Here is a 23,692-nt window from a genome sequence, read left to right on the forward strand (position 1 = left end):
ACAATGGACAAACCTCTCGCGATCGTCGCCGGTGCCGGCCCCGGCCTTGGACAGACGCTGGTCACGTCATTTGCTCAGAACGGATATACGGCCTTTGGCCTGAACCGGACCGTGCCGCAAGGCGCCAGTACCACGCTGGCTGTCGATCTGACCGAACAGCGCTGGAGCAGGGCAAAGCTCCGGGACATGATCTGCACCCATGGCCCGCCCAAGCTTGTGGTCCACAACACGGCGAACCTTGTCATCTCGCTCTTCGAGGAGACAAGCACGGATGACTTCGAGGCGACCTGGCGTTCCATGGTCCTGTCAGCGGTCATTCTGGCGCAAGGTGTTTTGCCCGCGATGGCCGACACCGGGGGCGGCACCTTCATCGTGTCTGGCGCCACGGCCAGCCTGCGCGGTGGCAAGAACTTCTCGGCTTTCGCTTCGGCCAAGGCAGGTCTGCGGGCATTGACCCAGTCTCTGGCCCGGGAATATGGACCCAAAGGTGTGCACGTCGTGCATGTGATCCTTGACGGGATCGTCGATACAAAAGCCAGCCGGGATCTGCACAGCATGGATCCGTCGCGGATGATGCAACCGGCAGATGTCGCAGACACCTATCTCGCGCTCGCCAGCCAGCCAAGATCCACCTGGACTCACGAACTGGATCTCAGACCCATGGGGGAGACATTTTGACGCAAACGGATATTCTCATCGTTGGCGGCGGCCTGTCTGGCCTCGCCCTCGCGGACCACCTGACGCAGAGGGGTGCAGATTTCCTTCTGATCGAGGCGCAGAACCGCCTCGGTGGGCGCATCCTGACCAAAGAGCTGTCGGGTGGAAAATTCGACCTTGGCCCGGCCTGGTTCTGGCCTGGCCAGCCGCGTATGGCCACCCTGGCTCGGCGCTTCGACATCCCGGTCTTCGAACAGTATTCAACCGGGGATCAGATGTATCAGGACCAGTCCGGCGCTGTCCAACGCGCCCGCGGCTATGCGTCGATGCAAGGATCCTACCGGCTGGCCGGAGGCATGGGTTCCCTGACCGGCGCGCTTGCCGGATCGCTGGATGCAGGGCGTATCCTGACACAAACCAGACTCAGATCGGTCCGGCATTCTCCCGGCAAGATCGCCGCATTTCTCGACCATGACGGCGGACCTTATTCTGTCGAAGCCAGACAGATCATGCTGGCCATCCCGCCGCGGGTGATTGCGGATACCGTCAATTTTGAACCAGCGCTGGATGCGGATCAGATCCAAGCCTTGAAAAACATTCCGACCTGGATGGCCGGGCAAGCCAAGATTCTCGCGGTTTACGATGAGCCCCATTGGCGCAACGCCGGGCTTTCAGGTGACGCGATGAGCCACCGCGGCCCCATGGTCGAAATTCATGATGCCTCCCCCATGAAGGGAGGACCTTATGCACTGTTCGGATTCGTCGGATACCCCGCCGATATGCGCGCGACACACAAAGAAGCCATGATGGACCAGGCCTTGGCGCAACTCACGGCCATGTTTGGCCCCAAGATGGCGCAACCCCTTGATCTGGAACTGCAGGATTGGGCAACAATCGCGGAAATCTCCCGCATGCAGGATCATGTTCCGGCTCGCTTCCTCCCAAGCTACGGCTTGCCTTCGATCCTTAACAGCCTTGCAGCACGAGGTGTCCATTTCTGCTCAACCGAAACCGCGCACGGGTTCGGCGGATATCTTGAAGGCGCTCTGGAGGCCGCTGAGAAAGCTGCAAAACTCGCGACTCACTCTATGGAAACCAAGGTCTGACCGACATTTGACTGTCACCCTTTGTCCTGGATGGATCATTGATCTGCACGATTTCTATCGTCGCCCAAAAAGAAACTGGTTCACCGCGCCACATGCAACTTTTCGACCATTTCGCTTGGACGTCTGACGTGTTGCGCGGCCCCGTTCGCTGTGCGAATGAGTTTTGGGCTGCGGCATCACTCTCAAGCCATCTCTTTATCCGTTTTTTTTCGCGCCTTTGCTATTAAGCAAACCATATCCAGCAAGAGCGATGCACCGGCCAAAGCTGTAATCTCTGCATGATCGTACGGAGGGGAGACTTCGACGAGATCGGCCCCGACAAGGTTGACCCCGTCGAGCTTGCGTACCAAAGACTGCCCTTGATAGGTAGACAGTCCTCCGCATACCGGCGTTCCGGTTCCGGGCGCGAATGCCGGATCAAGCGCGTCAATATCGAAGGTCAGGTAAGCAGGCCGGTCTCCTACTGTCTCTTTGATGCGCGCAACCGTTGCATCAATCCCGTTCTCGTGAACCCAATTTGCGTCGAGTACCGTGAACCCGTGAGTCTTTTCATTCAGCGTGCGCATGCCTGCCTGCACTGACGTCTCAGGGGATATGATGCCTTCGACAGTGGCATGGTAGAACATTGAACCATGGTCGATCCGCTTTGGGTGTTCTTCCCATGTATCCGAATGGGCATCAATCTGGATCAGCGAAATGGGGCCGTGGCGTTCTGCCTGCGCCTTCAGGATCGGATAGGTGACCGAGTGATCTCCACCCATCGTCAGAAGAAAGGCACCGGATTTCAGGATTTCCCGCGCTTGGTCCTGAATTTGCAGCGCAATCTGCTCTGGAAAGCCTGGGTCGATATCACAATCGCCGTAATCAACCATGTTCAGGATTTCGAAGGGATCAAACCTCCAGGGCCAGGGCCCACCATCCCAGGCGAGGTTGGTCGATACAGCACGAATGGCACGTGGCCCGAACCTGCATCCCGGGCGATTGGTCACAGAGAGATCATAGGGAACGCCCCACGTGACCATATCCGCGCGCTCCAGATTGCGGGAATATTGTCGCCGGAACAGACTTGTCGCTCCGCTAAAGGTCGGCTCATACCCCATGCCCATTTCGTTTTGCGCCAGAAAGGCGCGGTCGGTTGAAGTCACCATTATTGGCTCCGTTCATTTTGATGATTGCTGCCCGAGTGGCGGGGTGTTGCAATTCTTTCCCGCCTTTGCCGGGCTTGGCAGGGTTCAGGTGCCGGATTTTACATTCGTCCAAAGACGGTTGCGATTGCGCAGCGTTTTCGCGCCGACACTCAGATCAGGGAAGAGCCGTCTCAATGTCGCCTCATCCGGGTAGATTCCCGGGTCGGTCAGAATGGCTTCATCTACGAACGTATCTGCTGCGGAGTTCGCATTCGCAAAATAGACGTAGTTGGACACTCCTGCGATGACATCAGGCCGCAGCATGTAGTCAATGAATCGATATGCCTCATCCGCCCGTGTTGAATCCACCGGGATGGACATGAGGTCGATCCACATCAAAGTGCCTTCGCTCGGAATTGTATACAGAATTTCGACACCATTGCCGGACTCCATGGCGCGGGCCTGAGCTATGCCGGCATCACCACTGTACATCACTGCCAAACAGGCATCTCCACCGGGCAAATCTGTAGATGCTTTCTGGTTGTGAAAATAACGAATGGACGGCGTGACGGCCTCGAAGAGGTCCTGAACCCTGTCGAGATCGGCGGGGTCATCGGAGTACGGGTCAGCCCCGAGATAGTTCAGCGCCACTGAGACCATTTCTACCGGTGAGTCCAGCACGGCAATCCCACAGTCGGCAAGCTTGGCGGCGATCTGAGGATCAAAAAGAACGTCCCAGGATGTGATGACATCCGTGCCCAGTCGCTCTTTGATCATGGTTGGATTGTAGGCAAGCCCTACTGTGCCCCAAGTGTAAGGTACGCCCAATTGCCGGGCACCGGGTATACTGTCGAGCGACGCCAGAATTTTCGGATTGAGATTGCCGTAGTTGCTCAGGCGCGCGGGGTCGATCGGATGTAACGCCCCGGCCTGAAACTCTCGTTGCGCATTGGACGCGGCGGGGAAAACGACATCGTAACCTGACGCCCCTGTCAGCAGCTTGGTTTCCAGAACTTCGTTTGAATCGTAATAGTCCAGGCTGACATGTGTGCCGGTCTCCTTTTCGTAGTCCGAAACTGTCGTTTCACCAAAGTAATCAGCCCAATTGTAGATTGAGAGGTCTTCGGCTGAAGCCGGAAAAGCGATCGCGAGGTTTGAGGCAATGGCAACAGCCGAAAGGCCAAAATGCGGTTTCATTGTTTCTCCTCCTTGTTGCAGGATTCCGCCCTGAATTTTCACGTCCGGAGAGGCTTTGGTGACGAGGCACAGTCAGCACCCCGGGCGAGCGTTCTGACATCAACAATGGAATCGAATGGCCATCACTGTAAATTTGCGGTAGGATATATATCTTTAGTTATAGGAATTGGCTATGTTACCAGATAGCGGCGACATCTCGGCGGCCAAGTGGGATGAGACCTACGCAATCTTGTTGGAGCGGTTGGAAACAGACTTCTTCCCAACAGCTCTGAGGAAGATGTTGGAACTGCATGTCAGTTTTGAATCGATGATCCTCACGCGCTATCAGGATCAAGCACCACCTGTCTCGCTCTATCACGATCTCGACGACGTGCAGGCGGCCATATCAATTCAGTTTTATGCAACCGGCCCATACCTGCTGGATCCGTTTTCGCAAGCGTGTAGATCGGGAAAAGAACCCGGCGCTTACCGTCTGGCCGATTTAGTCAATGAGGCGTTCTTTCGTTCAGAGTACTACCGGACCTTTTATCGCAAGGTTCGGATCAGCGATGAGTTGGGGGTGCTGATAAGGCTAAACAGCGGGGACTGGGTCGTAATATCTCTGTCGCGAGGCGCCCGTCAGCCCCGGTTTACCCCTGAGGATGTCGCGAAGATCAATTCCATCCATAAGACCCTGTCGGCCGCCGTGATCCGAAACTGGAACCTGAGGGGTGCCGAAAGACAACCGGAAGCCCTGAATCAGGTTGAGGAACGGTTGGCCACTTTTGGTGCGGACAGGTTAAGCCCAAGAGAAGCCGAGGTCGTGCGCCTTGTTTTGCAAGGCCACTCAGCCGGCTCTGCTTCCGCATTTCTCGGGATCACCGAAGGTACAGTCAAAGTGCATCGCCACAACGCCTACTCCAAGCTGGGCGTCAGTTCACAGGCAGAGTTGTTTTCCGCAGCAACTCGATATTTGGCATCAAAGCCATCTTAACTTGGGAAATCCGTAGAACTTTCTTGTGAATGCGGCCAGGGCCGAGATTCACAAGGTGTTCTGGGTGCTGCGGGTGCAACCCACATTGCCGGCATTCGCTACGGGCGCAAAATCAGGACCTGGGCGAACTGACGGTTTTACGGGCTTTGAGGACGTGTTTGCCAGCACAATCCGTTTTCAGCGCCGCTATTCTGGCATCCCTGCCCGTCGAAGCGCCTCAAAATAACGTTCAGCGCCTTCTGAACCGCCATAATCCACGTTGCTACGCCACCTCGAGATCGTTTCGCTAGGTTCCAATTGCAGCATCTGCATCAAAGCTGCAGACGCTTTTTCAGTTTCCCCAAGCATTGCGTGTGCAGCAGCTCTCGTGCTGTGAAGAGCGGCATAATCCTTTGAGAATCGCATACCTGCTTCTGCATAGGCGATGGCATCACGGTCTCGGCCGAGCATTACGCAAGAAGTGGCGGCACCTCCGGAAGCGCCCACGAAAACAGCACCATACCGGCCCAAGCGAAGCGCCGTTTGAAAGCAGCTTAGTGCTATTTCAGGAAACCCAGCCCAATTATACCCCCACCCCATAAACAAATGAAGGCGGGCATCTAACGGTGCTCTTTTCTGGATTTGTTCAAGCGCCACGGACAACTTATCTGCATCCCCGTCCACATTATAGTCAGCCACGGCGACACTCAGATCAAGCGTTGGGTTTTGACCTGCCATGCGTCGCCCGGCCTCAATCCAAGATGGCAGTTTCTCGTAGTAGGTCGACAGTTCGCAACGCAGATTGTAAGTCCTCGCGCCATTCATTGTCCAAATAGCTTCGGCATAGGCGGCCGTGAGAGTTGGTTTGGCTTCAATCGCCTTGGCTTGATACGATAACGTTTCTTCGTAGCTGTCGATCCCGGCACCAGACCAAGCGATCATACCCTTCAGGACGCATTGCTCGGCAGTTAGTTCGTTTTCAGGCAGTACCGAAAGCTTTGCGGTCTCAAACTCGATCAAGGTTCCGCTTACGGCGTCCAACAGCTTTTCTACCACCTCATCTTGCCAATCGAAGATGGCTTCGACCACCCCATCGAACTTCTCGGTCCAGATTTCAGAATCAGAAGGATCATGTAAGCGGGATTCCAGACGCAATCGATCCCCGTATCCACGTAGCACGCTACGAAGTGCATATCCCTTTGATGGTTCCGTCGAGGATACCGCTGCATTCAACCAGTTGATTGTTCGAAAATAGGAACCGAAATCCGAAGTCAGAGCTGCGGCCATTTCCTTTAGTTCAACGCGTTGGTCGCGGCATGAGACGGGATAAATGGAGAGCCTTGGCAAGTTCGTTTCAGCGAAAGAAACTGCTCTATGCGTGGGTGCCACGTACAGTCCATGATGCATCCAGACATCTAGGCTGCGCTCGATGTTCTTAAGCTTCTTCTTCCCGACAGATTCGAAAGCAGCCGCCAGAGTGCGGTCAAGGTTCAAGTGTACTGGTTCAGAAATAGCGATGCCGCCGGATGGAGCAATGCTCTCAAGCCGCGCAGCAATGTTTACACCGTCACCCAGTATGTCGTCGGCTTTTTCTGTAATATCCCCAACATGAACGCCGATCCGCACTTTCATTAACGGGTGCTCAGCCAATTGTTCCTGTATCTGAATTGCTGCAGTCACAGCTTGTGCCGCACTGTCAAATCGAACCAACCAACCATCGCCCACGCTTTTCACGATCTGACCTGATTGGCCCACTATTGTTGGAGTGACGATGTCGGTTTCCAGATGATCAAGCATTTGCAGTGTTGCTTGCTCATCGTTATGCATGAGTGCCGAATACCCGACGACATCAGCGGCCAGTATTGCCGCCAACTTTCGTTGCAAATGTAGTCCATTGTTCGACATGCACTCGACAATAGTTGATAAGCCTCTTCAGACCAACTTGCTAAAGACGATGTCCACTCTGGGCGCCTCGCACCCGTTCAGAGCCATCAGACACCAAACCGGGTTTCACTCGTGTCAACCCAAACCCCATCCGGTGATATCCGCGTCCCGCAAATCATCCGCTCTACGCCCATAGCCTGTGCCGCCTCGAACGCTGCTGCATAGGACGGGTCGATATCCGCGGCCAGCGCGAACCGGTCGCAATCGGTGCGTTGCACCAGGTACAGCATGATCGCCCGGTGCCCCTGCGTTGCCATCTGTGCCAGCTCGCCCAGATGTTTGGTGCCGCGGCCGGTGACGCTGTCGGGGAACTCGGCCAGACCGGGCTGACGGGAAAGGGTCACGCTTTTGACCTCGACATAGGCATCTGGCAGACCGGGGCCGCTCAGCAGGAAGTCGATACGGCTGTTTTGCCCGTATTTCACTTCGGGTCGGACGGTTTCATAAGCGGCCAGCTCGGGGATCTCGCGCGCCTCAAGTGCTGCCCGCAAGGCCCGGTTCGGGACGGAAGTATCGACCCCGGTGAAATGCCCGTTTTCGTGATCCACCAGCCGCCAGCCGAATTTCAGCTTTTTCTTAGGGTCGTCATTGGGCTCCAACCAGATCAACTGGCCCGGTTCAGCCAACCCCATCATGGATCCCGGATTGGCGCAATGGGCGGTGACTTCGCGCCCGTCGTCCAGCCTGCAATCGGCCAGAAAGCGTTTGTAGCGACGGATCAGGCGGGCGGGGATAAGAGGGGTTCCAAAACGCATGTCTCACGGCCTATACCTGCCCCTGAAGACGATCAAGAGGAGTCCGCGCCATGGCCAATCCAACCGCAGCAATGCTGGTGATCGGGGATGAAATCCTGTCGGGCCGCACCCGCGATGCAAACATGCATTATCTGGCGCAGGAGCTGGCAAAACACGGCATTGATCTGAAAGAGGTTCGCATCGTCAGCGATGACGCCCCCGCCATCGAAGCGGCGGTCAAAGCGCTGTCTGACAGCCACGACACCGTCTTTACCAGCGGCGGCATTGGCCCGACCCATGACGATATCACCGCCGATTGCATTGCGCGCGCCTTCGACACCCCGATTGACGTTCGCGACGACGCGCGCGCGCTGTTGCAGGCGCATTACGACAAGTCCGGGCTGGAACTGAACGCCGCCCGCCTGCGCATGGCGCGTATCCCGGATGGCGCGACATTGATCGACAATCCGGTCTCGACGGCGCCGGGTTTCACCCTGAAGAACGTGCATGTGATGGCCGGGGTGCCGCTGGTGTTTCAGGCTATGGTCGCCAGCGTCCTGCCCACGCTGACCGGTGGCAGCCCCTTGTTGTCGCAAACCCTGCGCGTGGACCGGGGCGAAGGCGATATCGCCGCAAACCTGTCTGCGCTGGCCGAGGATTTCAGCGATCTGTCCATCGGTTGCTATCCGTTTCAAATCAACGGGGCCTTTGGGGCCAACGTGGTGGTGCGCGGCACCGATGGCAGCCGGATTGACGCGGCCATGACCCGTCTGGCGAAAGAGCTTGCGCTTTGAGCGGCGACTGGGCTGACATCGTCGATGGCACATGGCCTGCCGCGCGGTATCGCAGGCTGGGGCCGTTTCAACTGCGCGAAGGGCAGGGCGGTGGCTCGCGTGTTTCTGCGGCCAATGCATTGGCCCCGGCCAGCGATGCCGATATCGACGCGGCCGAGGCCGCGATGCAGGCCATGGGGCAGGAATCCATCTTCTGCCTGCGTCCGGGGGATGAGGCGCTGGATGCAAAGCTGGCGCAACGGGGATATGACATCCTTGATCCGGTCAACATCTATACGTGCCCCGTCTCTCACCTCACCGATCAGCCGATCCCTCCGGTCATGGTGTTTTCGGTCTGGGAGCCGCTTGAAATCATGCGTGAAATCTGGGCGGCCGGTGGGATCGGGCCCGAACGTCTGGCGGTGATGGAGCGCGCGAAGGGTCCCAAAACCGGTTTGCTTCTGCGCCACAACGACAAGCCCAGCGGTGCAGCCTTCGTAGCAATGCATGACGATGTCGCGATGCTTCATGCGCTTGAAATCCTGCCCGCGCACCGCCGTCAGGGGCTGGGTCAGTGGACCATGCGGGCCGCGGCGATTTGGGCAGGTGACAACGGCGCACAAAGCCTCAGTGTGATCTGCACCAAGGCCAATGAAGGTGCCAATGGTCTCTATCGCGCCCTCGGGATGGAGATCGCCAGCGAATACCATTACCGTCACCTTGTCTGAGCAAAAGGGGTCGCCATGACACAGAAAGACATGCCCACCGCGCTGAACCTGCCCATGGTCGATCCGCTGCCGCCGGAAACGCAGAAATATTTCGATATCTGTGTCGAAAAGCTGGGCATGGTGCCGAATGTGCTAAAGGCAAACGCCTTCGACATCGACAAGCTGAACACGTTCACGGCTATGTATAACGATCTGATGCTGGCCGACAGCGGCCTGTCCAAGCTGGAGCGCGAGATGATTGCCGTGGTCGTTTCGTCGATCAACAAGTGCTTCTACTGTCTGGTCGCGCATGGTGCCGCGGTCCGGCAGCTTTCGGGCAACCCGCAACTGGGTGAGATGCTGGTGATGAATTACCGTGTTGCACCGATCGAGCCCCGGCAGCGCGCGATGCTGGACTTTGCCGCCAAAATGACAACCGCCAGCGCCGAGATCGAAGAACCCGACCGCCAGAAACTGCGCGATGCAGGCTTTACCGACCGCGATATCTGGGACATTGCCAATGTTGCCGGGTTCTTCAACATGTCCAACCGGGTGGCCAGCGCCACGGCAATGGTGCCCAACCCCGAGTATCACGCGCAGTTTCGATGATCCGGTCAGCCGCCCTCATTGCCACGCTTTTTGCGGGGCCGGTTCTGGCGCAGGACCTGACCCTGCCAGCCAGCGCCCGCCAGATCAGCGACCGCACCTCGCCGTTGGACAGCTATGACCTGCCAACGGGGCCTTTTGCGAATGGCGCGGTGCCTGCTGACACCCTCGAAGGCCGGGTTGAACGCTACACGTGGCGGCTTCAGGCGGGCTCCAGCACAACCCTCCAGCTACTGGCCCCGCTGCGCGACCAGATCGAGGCTCAGGGCTACAAGATTCTGTTCGAATGTGATGCCCGCGCCTGTGGCGGGTTCGACTTCCGCTTTGGCACCGAAGTGGTACCGACCCCGGACATGTACGTCGCCATTCAGGATTACCGTTTCCTGTCGGCCACCAAGGGGTCTGTTGCCCTCAGCCTGCTGGTCAGCCGCAACCCCCCGGACGGGTATGTCCAGATGATCCGCGTCACGCCCCAGAATGCACCGGACCCTGTTCCGGTCGTGATCGAACAGGCTGTCGAGGGGTCGGGCGGGCTGCTCGAAGCACTGGCAACATCGGGTCACGTGATACTGGACGATCTGCATTTCCCAACCGGTGAGGTTGCGCTGGACGAGGGGACTTATGCCTCTCTGACCCTGCTGGCCGGATATCTGGCTGAAAACCCCAAGATGCGCCTGGCGCTGGTGGGGCACACCGATGACACCGGCGCGTTGCAGGCCAATATTGCGGTCAGCAAAAGTCGGGCCGAGTCCGTCCGCACCCGTCTGATTGATGCGCATGGCGTGGCCGCCGACCGGATCGAGGCACAGGGCGTCGGCTATCTGTCCCCGCTCACATCGAACGCAACCCCCGAAGGGCGAGAGCTGAACCGCCGGGTCGAGGCGGTCTTGCTCGTCAACTGACCCACCACAGGTACAGCGGCAATCCGACTGTGATGTTGAACGGAAAGGACACACCCAGCGACAGGGTCAGATAAATCCCGGCCTCGGCCTTTGGCAGTGCGATTTTCATGGCGGCCGGAACCGCGATATAAGACGCCGAGGCCGACAGCACCATGAACAGGAACAGGCTGCCTTGCGGCAATCCGATTACCGCACCGACGGCCCAGGCCATCAGCGCGCCGATCAAGGGCATCAATACGCCAAAGGCGAACAGGCCAACCGACAGTTTGTCGCGATTGCTGATCAGGCTGCGCCCCGCCGAAAGCCCCATATCCAGCAGAAACAGGCACAGGATGCCGGTGAAAGGCGTGACGATGAAAGGCGCGATCATCTGCATGCCTTCACCCCCGGTTATGGCCCCGATCAGGAACGCCCCGGTCAGCAGCACAATTGATCCATTGGCCAGCAGATCACGCCACAGCTTGTCATCCTTGACGCCATTTCCGCCGGTCTTGTGCGCCAGCCACAGCGCCGACAGAATGGCCGGCACCTCCATCGCTGCCGCCACCGCCACCATGAACCCGTCATGGGCAAGACCTACCAGATCCAGCAGGCTGGTGGCGGTGACAAAGGTGACAATCGAAATCGACCCGTAATGCCCTGCGACCGCCGCAGCGTTCAACGCATCCAGCCGTGTCATCATCCTCAGCAGGGCAAAGGCCACGAAGGGGATGGTAAAGGACAGGGCCACTCCGCCCAGCAGGGTCAGGAACAGTTGCAAATGGATGCCGTGCGCGGCCAGGCTGGCACCGCCTTTGAACCCGATGGCCAACAGCAGGTAGAGCGACATGAACTTGGCCGCTCCGGCCGGGATAGACAAATCGCTGCGCACAAAAGCGGCCAAAAGCCCTAGGGCAAAAAACAAAATGGTGGGCACCAGCAGGTTGCTGGACAGCGTCTCGATCACTCCGGGCATACTTGACTCCTGATCCCTCGTTTCAGGGCTAGGTGCCTTGCAAAATTGATTTCGCCAAATACTATCTTTTTAAGTTTAATATAGTTTCAGGTTATGAAATGCGTCCAACCCTGCGCCAATTGGAATACATCGTCACGGTCAGCCGCCTCGGACGGTTCAGTTTGGCCGCCGAAGTGCTGAATGTCAGCCAACCCAGCCTGTCGGCGCAAATTGCGACCGTAGAACAAGAGCTTGGCGTTCGGATCTTTGACCGCAATCGCGGCGGAATTCAGGTGACCACAAAGGGGGAAGAGTTCATCTCGCGCGCGCAAAGGATCCTTGCCGAGGTCAAGGACCTGCGCCACGCCATGACCAACGATATGCCCGTTGGCGGAAGGTTGCGGTTAGGCGTTTTGCCTTCGATCGGGCCATACCTGTTGCCGCAAGCCATCAAAGAGGTGCACCGCCTGCGCCCCGGATTACGCATTGTCGTGCGCGAGGAAAACACCCGCGATCTGGAACAGGGCCTGAAATCCGGTCGATTTGACCTGATCCTGTCAACGCCCGAGGATCACCCCAATACCGTGCAACACCGCTTGTTCAACGAACCCCTCTGGGTCGCGGTGGCCGTTGACGACGTTCTGGCGCAGGACCCACAGGGCGTCAGTGCCGCCGACTTGCAGAACCGGCTGTTCCTGACCCTTGACCAAAGCCACCGCCTGTCGCGCATCGTCTATGCGCTGGCAGCGGAATGCGGCGGCGTGGTTTCGGATGAATATGAAGGCACGACGCTTGATTCCATTGTTCTGATGGCGGCTTCGGGGGTTGGGGTTGCGGTACTGCCTGATCTTTATGCTCGCAGACAGGGGATCTACCGCGACGAGGTGCGCCTGCGACCGCTGTCCATTCCCAATGCAAATCGCGATATCGCATTGCTGGCGCGCAATGCCGAAACGCCGCCGCCGGGCCAGAACGTATTGATGGAAAGCCTGCGCTCTTCCGCGCGATCCATGGGTCTGACGGTGATCGGTTCATAAAAAAAGGCCCGCACTTTGACATGCGGGCCAAAGGTTGGTCTTCAGGGAGAAACTACCAATCCATCGGGCTTTTGTCTTCGAACGCATCGACTAGGAAATCGATGAAGGCCCGGACTTTGGGTTGTGTGAAGCGGCCGGGCGGGTAAACGGCGTAAATGCCTTGTACCTCGTCCGGCAGGGACGGCATGGCATCGACAACCTGCCCCGATTTCAACGCCTCGGCATAAAGATAGCTGGGCAGATACGCGATCCCCAGCCCCGAAATGGCCGCGTTCAGCAGCGACTGTCCGTCATTCACGCTCAGCCAGCCCGCGGTGCGCACCTGACGCTTTTCACCGGACGGTGCGGTCAGCTTCCAGACATTGCCTGACGACTGGCTGGAATAGTGCAGCAACTTGTGTTCGTTCAGATCGTCGATCTTCTGCGGGCGCCCGAACCGTTCGATATAGCTGGGCGCGGCAACCATGCGTTTGACCGTTTCGGTCAACTTGCGGGCGCGCAACGTGCTGTCTTCCAGCTCGCCGATGCGCACGGCCACGTCAAATCCTTCGGAAATCAGTTCGACATAGCGGTTGTTCAGAACCATGTTCACGGTGATGTCGGGGTAGACGGCCAGGAAATCGGACAGGACCGGTGACAGATGATTGACGCCGAAATCCGTGGCAACGCTGATGCGCAGCAGACCGGACGGGGCCGATTGCATCGATGTGACCAGCGAATCCGCTTCACCCGCATCATTCAGAACGCGACGTGCGCGGTCATAATAGGCCAGGCCGATTTCCGTCGGCGACACCCGGCGCGTGGTGCGGTTCAGCAACCGGGCCCCCAGACGCGCTTCGAGGCTCGAGACGTGTTTGGACACGGCCGATTTGGAGATGCCCATCTTCTTGGCCGCATCGGTGAAGCCACCCTGGTCCACCACATTGGCGAAGGCTTCCATTTCGGTCAGTCGGTCCATACTCGTTCCCCAGATATTGATTTCCAACCCGACTATCGCTCTGAATCTGGGCGGAATCGGGGCATACATGGGATAATATCAGGGATTTGAATCGGATCGTTTGCGTATGAGAAACGCGGAAACAGTAGTTTCCAAACCGGTCCTGAACCCTGCGATACTGCGTTTTCCGCGCAATTATGCGTTTCTGTTCATCTTAGAATGGCATTTTTGTGACCACAGACGGGGTCAAGAAATCCGTTTTCACCATCGCCGTCCTTGCCTGCCGAAGGGTGCCGTTCTGGCCCGCGACTACGTGATCCGCCGTCCGACAGTGATGACGTGGATCAGGCGGAGTTTTGCAACGGCCTTTGGCGCTCTGGGTGCAAAACTCGCGCTGTCCGACTGGGAAACGTTAAACCGGGGCGATCAGAATTCCGCCGCCAGCCGCGTGCCCTGATTGATCGCGCGCTTGGCGTCCAGTTCGGCGGCGACATCCGCACCCCCGATCACATGGGGGGTGATGCCCCGCTCGATCAGCGTGTCCGCCAGTGACCGTTCGGACACCTGACCGGCACACAGCACGATGGTGTCGGCCGCGATCACCGTCGGGTCCGCGCGCTCTTCGCCAAAGCTGACATGCAAGCCGTCATCGTCGATGCGCTCATAATTCACGCCACCCACGAATTTGACGTTCTTCATCTTCAGTGTTGCCCGGTGAATCCAGCCTGTGGTTTTGCCAAGACCTTTGCCGTGCGCCTGTTTCTTGCGCTGCAACAAGGTGACCTGACGCGCGGGGGCGCTGGGTTGCGGCCCCTCGGGCGCCAACCCCGCACGGTGTTCAGCCGGGTCCGTCACGCCCCATTCCTTCATCCATAGCGGCAGGTCGGTCGTGGCGCTGTGACCCTCTTCCAGCAGATACTCGGACACATCAAAGCCGATGCCACCGGCCCCGATCACGGCAGCAGACTTGCCAACCTCGGCCTTGCCGCGCAGCACGTCGATGTAACTCAGCACGTTGTTCCGATCCTGCCCCGGTATCTGCGGATCACGCGGTCTTACGCCGGTGGCGATGACTACCTCGTCAAAGCCGGTCAGGTCATCTGCGCCAACCTCGCGGTTCAGTTCCACCTTCACGCCCAGATCATCCATCATGTTGCGGTACCAGTCGACCAGTCCCCAGAATTCTTCTTTCCCCGGCACCTGCTTGGCCATGTTCAGCTGCCCGCCGACCTCATCAGCGCGGTCGAACAGGGTGACGTCGTGACCGCGCTGGGCCGCGATAATTGCGGTCGACAGACCGGCAGGGCCTGCACCCACAATGGCAATGGATTTGCGCGTTTTTGCCGGTTCAATCACCAGTTCGGTCTCATGACAGGCGCGCGGGTTCACGAGGCATGAGGTCAGCTTGCCACTGAACGTGTGATCCAGACAGGCCTGATTGCAGGCAATGCAAGGCGCGATCTTTGCCGCCTGATCTGCCATCGCCTTGTTGACGAAATCTGCATCCGCCAGCATCGGGCGGGCCAGCGAGACCATGTCGGCGCAACCGGTCGACAGAACCTCTTCGGCCACCTCGGGCGTGTTGATCCGGTTTGATGTGATCACCGGTATCCCCACCTTGCCCATCAGCTTCTTGGTCACCCAGGCAAAGGCCGCACGCGGCACGCTGGTGGCAATTGTGGGAATCCGCGCCTCGTGCCAGCCGATCCCGGTATTGATGATCGTGGCCCCGGCCTTTTCGATCTCCTGCGCCAGTTGAACCACCTCGTCATGGGTCGAGCCGTTGGGGACCAGATCGATCATCGACAGCCGGTAGATGATGATGAAATCGGTGCCCACCGCCTCACGCGTGCGGCGCACGACCTCTATCGGCAGACGCATCCGGTTCTCATAAGACCCGCCCCAGCGGTCGGTGCGCTTGTTGGTATGGGTCACAAGGAACTGGTTCAGGAAGTACCCCTCGGACCCCATGATCTCGACCCCGTCATAGCCCGCCTTTTGCGCCAGTACGGCGGCGTTGACGATATCGCTGATCTGCTTCTCGATGCCCTCTTCATCCAGCTCAGTGGGCGGGAACGGAGTGATCGGCGATTTCACCGGGCTGGGGGCCACGCATTTCGGCCCATAGGCATAGCGCCCCGCGTGCAGGATCTGCATCGCGATCTTGCCGCCCGCTTCATGTACGCGCTGCGTCACGATGGAATGGTGCGCCACGTCCTTGTCGCTCACCATCATCGAGGCCCCCGGCAGGACCGAGCCTTCAAGGTTCGGACCTATCCCGCCTGTCACCATCAAGGCTACGCCACCCCGCGCCCGATCCGCATAGAACTCGGCCACCCGGTTCCAGTCGCCGGTCTCCTCAAGCCCCGTATGCATCGAGCCCATCAGCACGCGGTTTTTCAACGTGGTAAAGCCCAGATCCAGCGGGGCCAGCATATTCGGGTACGCAGTCATGGCGGAACTCTCCCTCCTGAATTTGCCCGCTAGATTGACGTTCGCGTCAACTTTGTCACGCGAAACCCCACGTCACCCTCTTTGCTGTAGCGCCGGTGATTGCTAGAGGTGGGCGGAACAACCCGATGAGGCCGCGCATGACCCCCGAAGAAATCGCCAAACTGCCCTATCGCCCCTGCGTCGGGCTGATGCTGATGAATGCCGAGGGCAAGATTTTCGTGGGACAGCGCAACGACCGCCACGCGGACGCTTGGCAAATGCCGCAAGGCGGTGTGGACAAGGGCGAAGACCCCCGCGTCGCGGCCCTGCGCGAGCTGTGGGAAGAAACCGGGGTCACGGCTGATCTGGTCGAAGTCATCGCCGAAACCGAGGGCTGGCTGCCCTATGACCTGCCCCATGACATCGTGCCCCACATCTGGAAAGGACGCTATCGCGGGCAGGAACAAAAATGGTTCCTGCTGCGCTTCACCGGCGCCGACGATCAGATCAACATCGAAACCGACCACCCGGAATTCACCCGCTGGAAATGGCAGGAGCCAGACCGGCTGATCGCCGAAATCGTGCCGTTCAAGCGCGATGTGTATGAGCGCGTGGTCGAGGCTTTTTCCGACTATCTAAACGAACTCTGATCGCTAGGGATGCTTTTCAGGTTGTTCCGCTAAGCGGGACGAAACGGACACGCAACAATACACAAAACTGCGCAATCCCATTGGAGCCACGTTCAAAACCAAGATGGGTAGCACTGCATCAGGTACTGAACGTCCAATTCACTTTGAAATGCCTCAGGGTGGCTTTGCATCATTTCTTGAATGAACTCCCGTCGTTGTCGTGCCGCTTCATGGTCATTCTCGCAGTACCGTGAAGGATCAGGGATACGTTCAAACAGTTTGTGCAACAATCTGAAAGGTTTCCAAGTATCGAGTTGTGGGGTGATGTGCAAAGTCATCGTTAGCCACCTTGGTTCATGGGTTCTCCATTCAGGTTATTGGCCAGCATCACCTTCTGGTATCGTGCTTGAATTTGTGCTGTTCTACATAAATGCAGAGCGAGAATTGGAACTGGTCCGATGTACGCGTTTTTCTGATGGTCGTCAGAGAGGGGTCGACGCTGGCCGCTTCTCGCAAACTCGGCATGGCCCAACCTACTGTGGCTAGGCGTATTGATGCATTGGAACATGCAGCCGGACTAGTTCTGTTCGAGCGTGACACCAGAGGCTTCAAACTCACGAAAAACGGACTCAATCTCGTCAAGAGCGCCGAGACGCTCGAAGCCGCAGCAAATATGTTTGCCAGACATGCAGGTGAATTGGCGGCAACAAAACCCATTCGTATCACTGCATATTCAGCGAACTTCTCGCCGCGAATGGTCGATATTGTCAATGAATTTTCGGCAAGTAACCCCGGCATAGCGTTTGAGTTCTTGCCTTCAGTGAGAGCTCTGGACCTGATGGCAGGTGAAGCAGATATAGCGCTACGATTGGTGCGGACTGAACCTGACCAAAATTTGATTTCAAGGAAGATTAGCGACGCGAAGTGGTCGCTGTTTGGTGGGAAAAGTTATGAGCAGGAATTTGGATTACCCACCTCATCTCAGGATTTGAAAGGCCACAGGTTCGTCACGTTCCAAAGAGGGGACGTCCCCAACGTTTTTCACCATTGGTTAGTTGAACGCATTCAGCCCCAGCAGATTGTGGCGACCTATAGCGAACTGGACTTAATGCATTCGGCGATCAGGGCGGGTCAAGGGTTGGGAATAAGCAACGTGAAGTTGCTTGAGCCGGACAAAACCCTCATCAGGTGCTTCGACGAGATCGAGGAGCTGTCAGCGCCACATTTGTTGTTGGTTTCACCAGATGCCTACCGACGACCTGAAGTTAGAGCCTTCGTCAAATATTTCGCACCTCGCTATGCGGTAATTTTTAAGGAACAAGCCACCTAAGGCTGAATGAAGCTGCAGCCGACAAGATTGCGAGTTCCCTTCTGAGATGAGAGTTGACGTGGTCCACCTTGGACTCAAAGCAACCCTTCTTCCCGCAACAATTCCAGCATATCCGCCTCGGGTCTCGGGCCGATATGGCTGATAACCTCGCGGGCACAGACGTTGCCGATCCTGGCACAGGTCTCGTAGTCGCGTCCGGTGGCCATTCCGTACAGGAACCCCGCAGCGAACTGGTCACCGGCACCTGTTGCATCTACAGGGACAATCTTCTTGACCGGCACGTCGATGCGTGTGCCTCCGTTCAGGACGGTCACCCCGTCACCCGATCGCGTGCAAACCACCAGCGGGCAAATCTCGGCGGTCTTGATCAGCGCCTCTTCCAGATCGTCGGTTTCAAACAGCGATTTGATTTCGGCCTCGTTGCCGATGACGAAATCCAGCTCATTCTCGATCAGCAGCAGGAAATCGACCCGGTGCCGTTCCACGCAGAACGGGTCGGAAATGGCGATCCCGGTCTTGCCGCCGCCCCTGTGGCAGGCGCGCGCGGCCTCAAGGAACGCGGCCTTTCCCTTTTCCTTGTCGAACAGATAGCCCTCAAGGAACATGATCTGGCTGCTTCCGGCGACCTCATCGGGCACGTCATGCGACGACAGTTCCGAGGAGATGCCCAGATAGGTGTTCATCGACCGCTCGCCATCGGGCGAGACAAAGATCATCGAGCGCGAGGTCGGCAATTCCCCGCCCGGAACAGGCGGGTTCACGAAATCGACGCCATCTTCGTTCATCGCATCCGCATAGAACCGGCCCAGCGCGTCGTCATGCACCCGTCCGATAAAGGCGGCATCCAACCCCAGCGCACCCGCGCCCGCAATCGTGTTGGCAACAGACCCGCCCGGCGTCTGTACCCGGCCCTCCATCGAGGCATACAGCAGCTCGCCGCGCTCCTGCTCGATCAGCTGCATGATGCCCTTTTCAATGCCCATCAGTTCCAGGAAACTGTCATCGGCCTGCGAGATCACGTCCACAACGGCATTTCCGATACCGGTCAGCTGGTAGGTTTTCATAATGTCTTGTCCTCGAATTGACAGAGATCACGGATGATGCAGGTCGGGCATTGCGGCTTGCGCGCCTTGCAATGATACCGGCCATGCAGGATCAGCCAGTGATGCGCATGGAGTTGAAAATCGGCGGGGATATTGTCTTCGATGGCGCGCTCGACCGCGTCCACGTCCTTGCCGGGGCAGATGCCGGTGCGGTTGCCGACGCGAAAGATATGCGTGTCCACAGCCTGCGCCGGCTGCCGCCACCACATGTTCAGCACAACGTTGGCGGTCTTGCGCCCGACACCCGGCAGCGATTGCAGTGCTGCACGGGAATTTGGGACTTCACCACCATAGTCTTCGACCAGAATACGGCTCAGCTTGATGACGTTCTTGGCCTTCTGGCGGAACAGGCCGATGGTCTTGATATGCTCGATCAGGCCCTCCTCGCCCAGATCCAGCATCTTTTGCGGCGTATCGGCGATCTTGAACAATTCGCGCGTGGCCTTGTTGACCCCCGCATCGGTTGCCTGCGCCGACAGCGCCACGGCCACGACAAGCGTGTAGACATTCACATGCTCAAGCTCACCCTTGGGTTCGGGGTCGGCCTCCTGAAAGCGCGTAAAGATCTCGCGGATCGTATGATAGTCGAGTTGCTTTGCCATCCGGGCCTTAATGCCGCCCGAGGGGCCGCGACACAAGCCCAAAGCCAATGCGCAAGTTCCGGGTCGCGGCAGCGTGTCGCGCGCGCTATGGTTTGTGCCAGACAATGAGGTGCAACCATGAACGTCCAGACCCCCGAAAGCGGATACCACTATAACGTCATGCGCCGGGCAATCGACCTGATTGATCAGGGCGGTGAAACCCTCAGCCTCGATGAGTTGGCCCGCCAGATGGATATGAGCCCAGCGCATTTCCAGCGCCTGTTCTCGCGTTGGACTGGTGTGTCGCCAAAACGGTATCAGCAATACCTTACGCTGGGCCATGCAAAGGCGCTGCTGCGCGAACGGTTCACCACGCTTGAAACCGCCCATAATGTCGGCCTGTCCGGCAGTGGCCGCCTGCATGATCTGTTCCTGAAATGGGAATCCATGAGCCCCGGCGAATACGCCCGCAAGGGCACGGGTCTGACGATCTACTGGGGCTGGTTTGAATGCCCCTTTGGTCCCGCGCTGGTCATGGGCACCGACAAGGGGATCTGCGGCATCGCCTTCGGGGCCGAAACCGGAGAGAAGGCGGCGATGGAGGATATGGTCTCGCGCTGGCCCAACGCGGATTATGTCGAAGATACCATGCGTCTGCGCCCCTGGGTTCTCAGCGCTTTCGGCACGGCCCGCGACCGGTTAGAGCCGACGCCGCTCTACCTGATCGGCTCGCCCTTGCAGATCAAGGTATGGGAAGCACTGATGCACATCCCGTCGGGGCAGGTGACGACCTATTCCGAGATCGCGCAGCGCGTGGGTTCGCCGCAGGCCGTGCGCGCCGTGGGCACGGCGGTCGGGCGAAACCCGGTCAGTTGGCTGATCCCGTGTCACCGCGCCCTGCGCAAATCAGGGGGGTTGGGCGGCTATCACTGGGGTCTGCCGGTCAAACGGGCCATGCTGGCCTATGAGGCGGCGCAGGCCGACGCCTGATTGACAGAAGGCCCGACCGCTGCCAAAAAGCAACGCAGGTTCGGGTCCCCTGCCGTTCGCGGCCATAGGCTTTGGTGAAACCCGGTTGAACAAACATCTGTTGCCCTTTCCCGGCGCGCGGATGGTAATGCGAACCCCGTCCTAAACTCGCGCCCGTTCAAGGAAACGAGGCAAAACATGACACTGTCACAAGACATCGCTCCGCTGGAGGAGCTGAAAGAGCAGGCCAAACGCCTGCGACGGAAACTGCACGACACCGGCGTTCAGCTGTCGCACGGTCAGGCCCTGGAACTGGTGGCTCATCAACATGGGGTGCGCGACTGGAACACATTGCACGCGATGGCGGGCAACCGGATGCGCTTGCGCGTGGGCGACCGGGTCGAAGGTCGATACCTGGGCCAGCCCTTCACGGCGGAAATTCGTGGTCTGACCATGCTGGGGGACGGTGCACACCGCCGGGTGACCCTACAGTTCGACACGCCTGTCGATGTAGTCCGGTTCGACAGTTTCTCGGCCTATCGCCAGCGCGTGACAGGAGAGATTGGCTGGGACGGTCGTTCCCGTCGCCATACGTCCGACGGGGAACCCCAGCTAGTGGTGCGGCCTGTCTGACATAACACGGGCGAGGCAACCGCGTTGCCTCGCCCTCTCATCTTGCATTGCGCTGGGTGTATTATTCAGCCGCCCAGCCGCCGACGGATTTGACTTCCAGAAAGTCTTCCAGCCCCCAAACGCCACCTTCGCGCCCGTTGCCGGATTGCTTCATCCCACCAAACGGAGAGCCCGCGCTGCGCGACTGGCCGTTCATCTCGACCATGCCCGACCGCAGAACCCGCGCCATGCGGTTGGCGCGCGCCTTGTCCTGCGTCTGCACATAATTGGTCAGGCCATAAGGGGTGTCATTGGCGATCTCGATGGCCTCTTCCTCGGTGTCGAACGGGATCATGGTCAGGACGGGGCCAAAGATTTCCTCGCGCGCGATGGTCATCTGGTTGTTGGCATCGGCAAAGACCGTGGGGCGGACATAATAGCCCTTGTTCAGCCCCTCAGGGCGTCCGGTGCCGCCCGCGACCAGCCGCGCCCCTTCGTCGATACCTTTCTGGATCAGGTCCTGAATCTTGGTCCATTGAACCTCATTCACGACGGGTCCGATATGGCGGCCCTCGTCTGCGGCATTGCCCACCGTGACCTTGCTGGCGACCTCGGCCGCGATCTCAACGGCCTGATCATAGATCGGGCGCTGCACCAGCATCCGGCTGGGGGCATTACAGCTTTGGCCGGTGTTGTTCATCATATGCAGGACGCCGCGTTTGACAGCCTTTTCATCGGCATCGGCAAAGACCACATTGGCGCCTTTGCCGCCCAGCTCCAGATGCACTTTCTTGAGCGTTTCCGCCGCGTTCTTCGAAATTGCCGTACCCGCACGGGTCGAGCCGGTAAAGCTGACCATATCCACGTCGGGATGACCCGACAGCTGCGAGCCAACGCCCGGGCCATCGCCGTTCACCAGATTGAATACACCGGGCGGGAACCCTGCCTCGTCCATCATCTCGGCAAAGATCATCGCATTCAGCGGGCTTTGCTCGGATGGTTTCAGAACCATCGTGCAGCCCGCAATCGCCGCCGCACCGACCTTGAGCGTGACCTGGTTCATCGGCCAGTTCCAGGGCGTGATCAATGCGGCCACGCCAACCGCCTCATAGATGATCCGATCATTCGGGGCGTGATCCCCCAGAGGGCGTTCAAACTGAAACGCCTTGGCCGCGCGGATGAAGTTCTGCAAATGCCACGTGCCTGCACCAACCTGCTGGCTGCGCGACATGTCAATCGGCGCACCCATTTCCAGCGACATGGCCTGCGCCAGATCTTCCGCGCGGGTCTGGTAGATGTCGATCAGCTTCTCGACCAGTGCGATGCGGGTCTCCACCGGCGTTGCCATCCAGCCCGGCAGGGCGGCCTTGGCGGCGGCAACCGCCGCATCCGTGTCGGCCTGACCACCCAGCGAGATCACCGCGCACGGCTCCTCGGTCGAGGGGTTGATGACCTCGAAATCATTGGGTTGCGACGGCGCGACCCATTGACCATTGATATAGAAATTCCGTTTCTCGATCATCCTGAGCCCTCCTGTCGGTTCAGCTAGAATCCGGCTGTTCGCCGACACTCTGTCACCCAAGCGAAGAGGGGGCAATAGATAATTTGATCAAATTATTTTTCAAGTGAAACCGGCAAATTCCTTGGCCGCGACCACGATGAAAGGTTTAACCTTCGCACAAAGTGATTAGGTTTCAGGCAATCGACTCGGATTTTCAACAGGAAAGGAAGTAGCCATGGGTTTGCGCATCAACGATACGGTCCCGAACTTCACCGCAGAAACAGATCAGGGCACCATTCAGTTTCACGACTGGATTGGCGACAGCTGGGCCATTCTGTTCTCGCACCCCAAGGATTTCACGCCTGTCTGCACCACCGAATTCTCGGCCGTCGCGCAGCTGAACGACGAATGGGCCGCGCGCAACACAAAGGTGATCGGCGTGTCGGTTGACGGTGTTGAAGACCACAAGAAATGGAAGAAGGACATCGAGGAATACGGCAAGGCCAATCCCAGTTTCCCGATCATCGCTGATGACGGTCTGGCCGTGTCGAAAGCCTTCGACATGCTGCCTGCCGAAGCTTACCTGCCCGATGGCCGCACCCCGGCTGACAGCGCCACCGTGCGGTCGGTCTTTATTATCGGCCCGGACAAGCAGCTGAAACTGTCGATGACCTATCCGATGACCGTGGGTCGCAACTTTGCGGAAATTCTGCGCGCGCTGGATGGGTTGCAGATGTCGTCGAAAGGTGTCGCAACGCCCGCCAACTGGGTGCCGGGTGAAGACGTGATCATCCCACCGTCTGTGTCGAACGAAGACGCCAAGGCCAAATTCGGCGCGTTCGAGACGATCTTCCCCTATCTGCGCAAGACCAAAGCGCCGTCCTGAGGCGGTTCCCGGGTCAGGGGGGCTGTCTGCCCCCC

The 23,692-nt window shown here is 58.5% G+C and carries 24 protein-coding genes; 14 read left to right on the forward strand and 10 right to left on the reverse strand.

Features of this window, described 5'->3' with window-relative positions; translation table 11 throughout:
* Nucleotides 1-3: 3 nt before the first annotated feature.
* Together ACR0BF_RS10465 and ACR0BF_RS10470 are read left to right on the forward strand one after the other, a co-directional pair.
* Nucleotides 4-678, forward strand: a complete 675-nt coding sequence (locus tag ACR0BF_RS10465) for an SDR family NAD(P)-dependent oxidoreductase (RefSeq protein WP_480624863.1) — start codon at nucleotides 4-6, stop codon at nucleotides 676-678.
* Nucleotides 675-1,763 (forward strand): flavin monoamine oxidase family protein, encoded by a 1,089-nt coding sequence (locus ACR0BF_RS10470; protein WP_480624864.1) that lies wholly within the window; start codon nucleotides 675-677, stop codon nucleotides 1,761-1,763. The genes ACR0BF_RS10465 and ACR0BF_RS10470 overlap by 4 nt, the downstream gene beginning before the upstream one ends.
* Nucleotides 1,764-1,945: 182 nt before the next feature.
* Here the strand turns inward: ACR0BF_RS10470 and speB are convergent, their stop codons facing one another.
* A complete protein-coding gene (speB, locus tag ACR0BF_RS10475) occupies nucleotides 1,946-2,911 on the reverse strand; it encodes an agmatinase (RefSeq protein ID WP_480624865.1) in 966 nt (321 codons plus the stop codon).
* An 84-nt stretch (nucleotides 2,912-2,995) separates the two neighbouring features.
* On the reverse strand, nucleotides 2,996-4,087 hold the full coding sequence (locus ACR0BF_RS10480; RefSeq protein WP_480605448.1) for an extracellular solute-binding protein: 1,092 nt from the start codon (nucleotides 4,085-4,087) through the stop codon (nucleotides 2,996-2,998).
* A gap of 172 nt (nucleotides 4,088-4,259) precedes the next feature.
* On the opposite strand from ACR0BF_RS10480, the gene ACR0BF_RS10485 reads away from it, so the two are divergent.
* Nucleotides 4,260-5,060 (forward strand): helix-turn-helix transcriptional regulator, encoded by an 801-nt coding sequence (locus ACR0BF_RS10485; RefSeq protein WP_480622603.1) that lies wholly within the window; start codon nucleotides 4,260-4,262, stop codon nucleotides 5,058-5,060.
* A gap of 186 nt (nucleotides 5,061-5,246) precedes the next feature.
* Here the strand turns inward: ACR0BF_RS10485 and ACR0BF_RS10490 are convergent, their stop codons facing one another.
* On the reverse strand, nucleotides 5,247-6,944 hold the full coding sequence (locus tag ACR0BF_RS10490; RefSeq protein WP_480624866.1) for an adenylate/guanylate cyclase domain-containing protein: 1,698 nt from the start codon (nucleotides 6,942-6,944) through the stop codon (nucleotides 5,247-5,249).
* Between the two features lie 86 nt (nucleotides 6,945-7,030).
* Nucleotides 7,031-7,738, reverse strand: a complete 708-nt coding sequence (gene sfsA / locus ACR0BF_RS10495) for a DNA/RNA nuclease SfsA (RefSeq protein WP_480624867.1) — start codon at nucleotides 7,736-7,738, stop codon at nucleotides 7,031-7,033.
* A 50-nt stretch (nucleotides 7,739-7,788) separates the two neighbouring features.
* Between sfsA and ACR0BF_RS10500 the strand changes: the two genes are divergently transcribed.
* The 4 genes from ACR0BF_RS10500 to ACR0BF_RS10515 are packed head-to-tail and all read left to right on the forward strand — an operon-like array spanning nucleotide 7,789 to nucleotide 10,705.
* Nucleotides 7,789-8,511: a competence/damage-inducible protein A gene (locus tag ACR0BF_RS10500; protein ID WP_480474277.1), complete on the forward strand. Its 723-nt coding sequence runs from the start codon at nucleotides 7,789-7,791 to the stop codon at nucleotides 8,509-8,511.
* Nucleotides 8,508-9,218, forward strand: coding sequence for a GNAT family N-acetyltransferase (locus tag ACR0BF_RS10505; RefSeq protein ID WP_480624868.1), 711 nt, complete (start codon nucleotides 8,508-8,510; stop codon nucleotides 9,216-9,218). The genes ACR0BF_RS10500 and ACR0BF_RS10505 overlap by 4 nt, the downstream gene beginning before the upstream one ends.
* Before the next feature lie 15 nt (nucleotides 9,219-9,233).
* On the forward strand, nucleotides 9,234-9,806 hold the full coding sequence (locus ACR0BF_RS10510) for a peroxidase-related enzyme (RefSeq protein ID WP_480474275.1): 573 nt from the start codon (nucleotides 9,234-9,236) through the stop codon (nucleotides 9,804-9,806).
* Nucleotides 9,803-10,705, forward strand: coding sequence for an OmpA family protein (locus ACR0BF_RS10515; protein WP_480474274.1), 903 nt, complete (start codon nucleotides 9,803-9,805; stop codon nucleotides 10,703-10,705). Before ACR0BF_RS10510 ends, ACR0BF_RS10515 begins: the two co-directional genes overlap by 4 nt.
* Here the strand turns inward: ACR0BF_RS10515 and ACR0BF_RS10520 are convergent.
* Entirely contained in the window at nucleotides 10,698-11,660 is a 963-nt protein-coding gene (locus ACR0BF_RS10520; protein WP_480493955.1) for a sodium-dependent bicarbonate transport family permease, read from the reverse strand. The genes ACR0BF_RS10515 and ACR0BF_RS10520 overlap by 8 nt on opposite strands.
* 98 nt (nucleotides 11,661-11,758) lie before the next feature.
* Between ACR0BF_RS10520 and ACR0BF_RS10525 the strand changes: the two genes are divergently transcribed.
* Nucleotides 11,759-12,676: a hydrogen peroxide-inducible genes activator gene (locus ACR0BF_RS10525; protein WP_480517998.1), complete on the forward strand. Its 918-nt coding sequence runs from the start codon at nucleotides 11,759-11,761 to the stop codon at nucleotides 12,674-12,676.
* 52 nt (nucleotides 12,677-12,728) lie between these two features.
* Here ACR0BF_RS10525 and ACR0BF_RS10530 read toward each other — a convergent pair whose 3' ends face one another.
* Nucleotides 12,729-13,634 carry a LysR family transcriptional regulator gene (locus tag ACR0BF_RS10530; protein WP_480474271.1) on the reverse strand — a complete coding sequence of 302 codons (906 nt, stop codon included), beginning with the start codon at nucleotides 13,632-13,634 and terminating at the stop codon, nucleotides 12,729-12,731.
* A gap of 106 nt (nucleotides 13,635-13,740) precedes the next feature.
* Here ACR0BF_RS10530 and ACR0BF_RS10535 point away from each other — a divergent pair, with 106 nt between their 5' ends.
* Nucleotides 13,741-14,070 (forward strand): hypothetical protein, encoded by a 330-nt coding sequence (locus ACR0BF_RS10535; RefSeq protein ID WP_480624869.1) that lies wholly within the window; start codon nucleotides 13,741-13,743, stop codon nucleotides 14,068-14,070.
* Here the strand turns inward: ACR0BF_RS10535 and ACR0BF_RS10540 are convergent.
* The gene (locus ACR0BF_RS10540) at nucleotides 14,040-16,067 is read right to left on the reverse strand and encodes an FAD-dependent oxidoreductase (RefSeq protein ID WP_480624870.1); all 2,028 of its coding nucleotides are present in this window, start codon (nucleotides 16,065-16,067) and stop codon (nucleotides 14,040-14,042) included. The genes ACR0BF_RS10535 and ACR0BF_RS10540 overlap by 31 nt on opposite strands.
* Before the next feature lie 137 nt (nucleotides 16,068-16,204).
* On the opposite strand from ACR0BF_RS10540, the gene ACR0BF_RS10545 reads away from it, so the two are divergent.
* Both ACR0BF_RS10545 and ACR0BF_RS10550 read left to right on the forward strand, forming a co-directional pair.
* Nucleotides 16,205-16,696: an RNA pyrophosphohydrolase gene (locus ACR0BF_RS10545; RefSeq protein ID WP_480554394.1), complete on the forward strand. Its 492-nt coding sequence runs from the start codon at nucleotides 16,205-16,207 to the stop codon at nucleotides 16,694-16,696.
* Nucleotides 16,697-17,105: 409 nt separating this feature from the next.
* Nucleotides 17,106-18,005: a LysR family transcriptional regulator gene (locus tag ACR0BF_RS10550; protein WP_480624871.1), complete on the forward strand. Its 900-nt coding sequence runs from the start codon at nucleotides 17,106-17,108 to the stop codon at nucleotides 18,003-18,005.
* A 74-nt stretch (nucleotides 18,006-18,079) separates the two neighbouring features.
* Here ACR0BF_RS10550 and ACR0BF_RS10555 read toward each other — a convergent pair whose 3' ends face one another.
* Nucleotides 18,080-19,069, reverse strand: a complete 990-nt coding sequence (locus ACR0BF_RS10555) for an adenosine kinase (RefSeq protein ID WP_480624872.1) — start codon at nucleotides 19,067-19,069, stop codon at nucleotides 18,080-18,082.
* Entirely contained in the window at nucleotides 19,066-19,710 is a 645-nt protein-coding gene (gene nth / locus ACR0BF_RS10560) for an endonuclease III (protein WP_209505105.1), read from the reverse strand. Before nth ends, ACR0BF_RS10555 begins: the two co-directional genes overlap by 4 nt.
* 117 nt (nucleotides 19,711-19,827) lie before the next feature.
* Between nth and ACR0BF_RS10565 the strand changes: the two genes are divergently transcribed.
* Nucleotides 19,828-20,679: a bifunctional helix-turn-helix domain-containing protein/methylated-DNA--[protein]-cysteine S-methyltransferase gene (locus ACR0BF_RS10565; protein WP_480474266.1), complete on the forward strand. Its 852-nt coding sequence runs from the start codon at nucleotides 19,828-19,830 to the stop codon at nucleotides 20,677-20,679.
* 177 nt (nucleotides 20,680-20,856) lie between these two features.
* Entirely contained in the window at nucleotides 20,857-21,291 is a 435-nt protein-coding gene (locus ACR0BF_RS10570) for a glyoxalase superfamily protein (protein ID WP_480474265.1), read from the forward strand.
* A gap of 61 nt (nucleotides 21,292-21,352) precedes the next feature.
* On the opposite strand, the gene ACR0BF_RS10575 is transcribed toward ACR0BF_RS10570, so the two are convergent.
* Nucleotides 21,353-22,792 carry an aldehyde dehydrogenase family protein gene (locus tag ACR0BF_RS10575; RefSeq protein WP_480493952.1) on the reverse strand — a complete coding sequence of 480 codons (1,440 nt, stop codon included), beginning with the start codon at nucleotides 22,790-22,792 and terminating at the stop codon, nucleotides 21,353-21,355.
* A 214-nt stretch (nucleotides 22,793-23,006) separates the two neighbouring features.
* Here ACR0BF_RS10575 and ACR0BF_RS10580 point away from each other — a divergent pair, with 214 nt between their 5' ends.
* Nucleotides 23,007-23,657 (forward strand): peroxiredoxin, encoded by a 651-nt coding sequence (locus ACR0BF_RS10580; RefSeq protein WP_480517988.1) that lies wholly within the window; start codon nucleotides 23,007-23,009, stop codon nucleotides 23,655-23,657.
* The last annotated feature ends 35 nt before the right edge of the window (nucleotides 23,658-23,692 follow it).

This window comes from Ruegeria sp. AG7 (genome assembly GCF_056541545.1).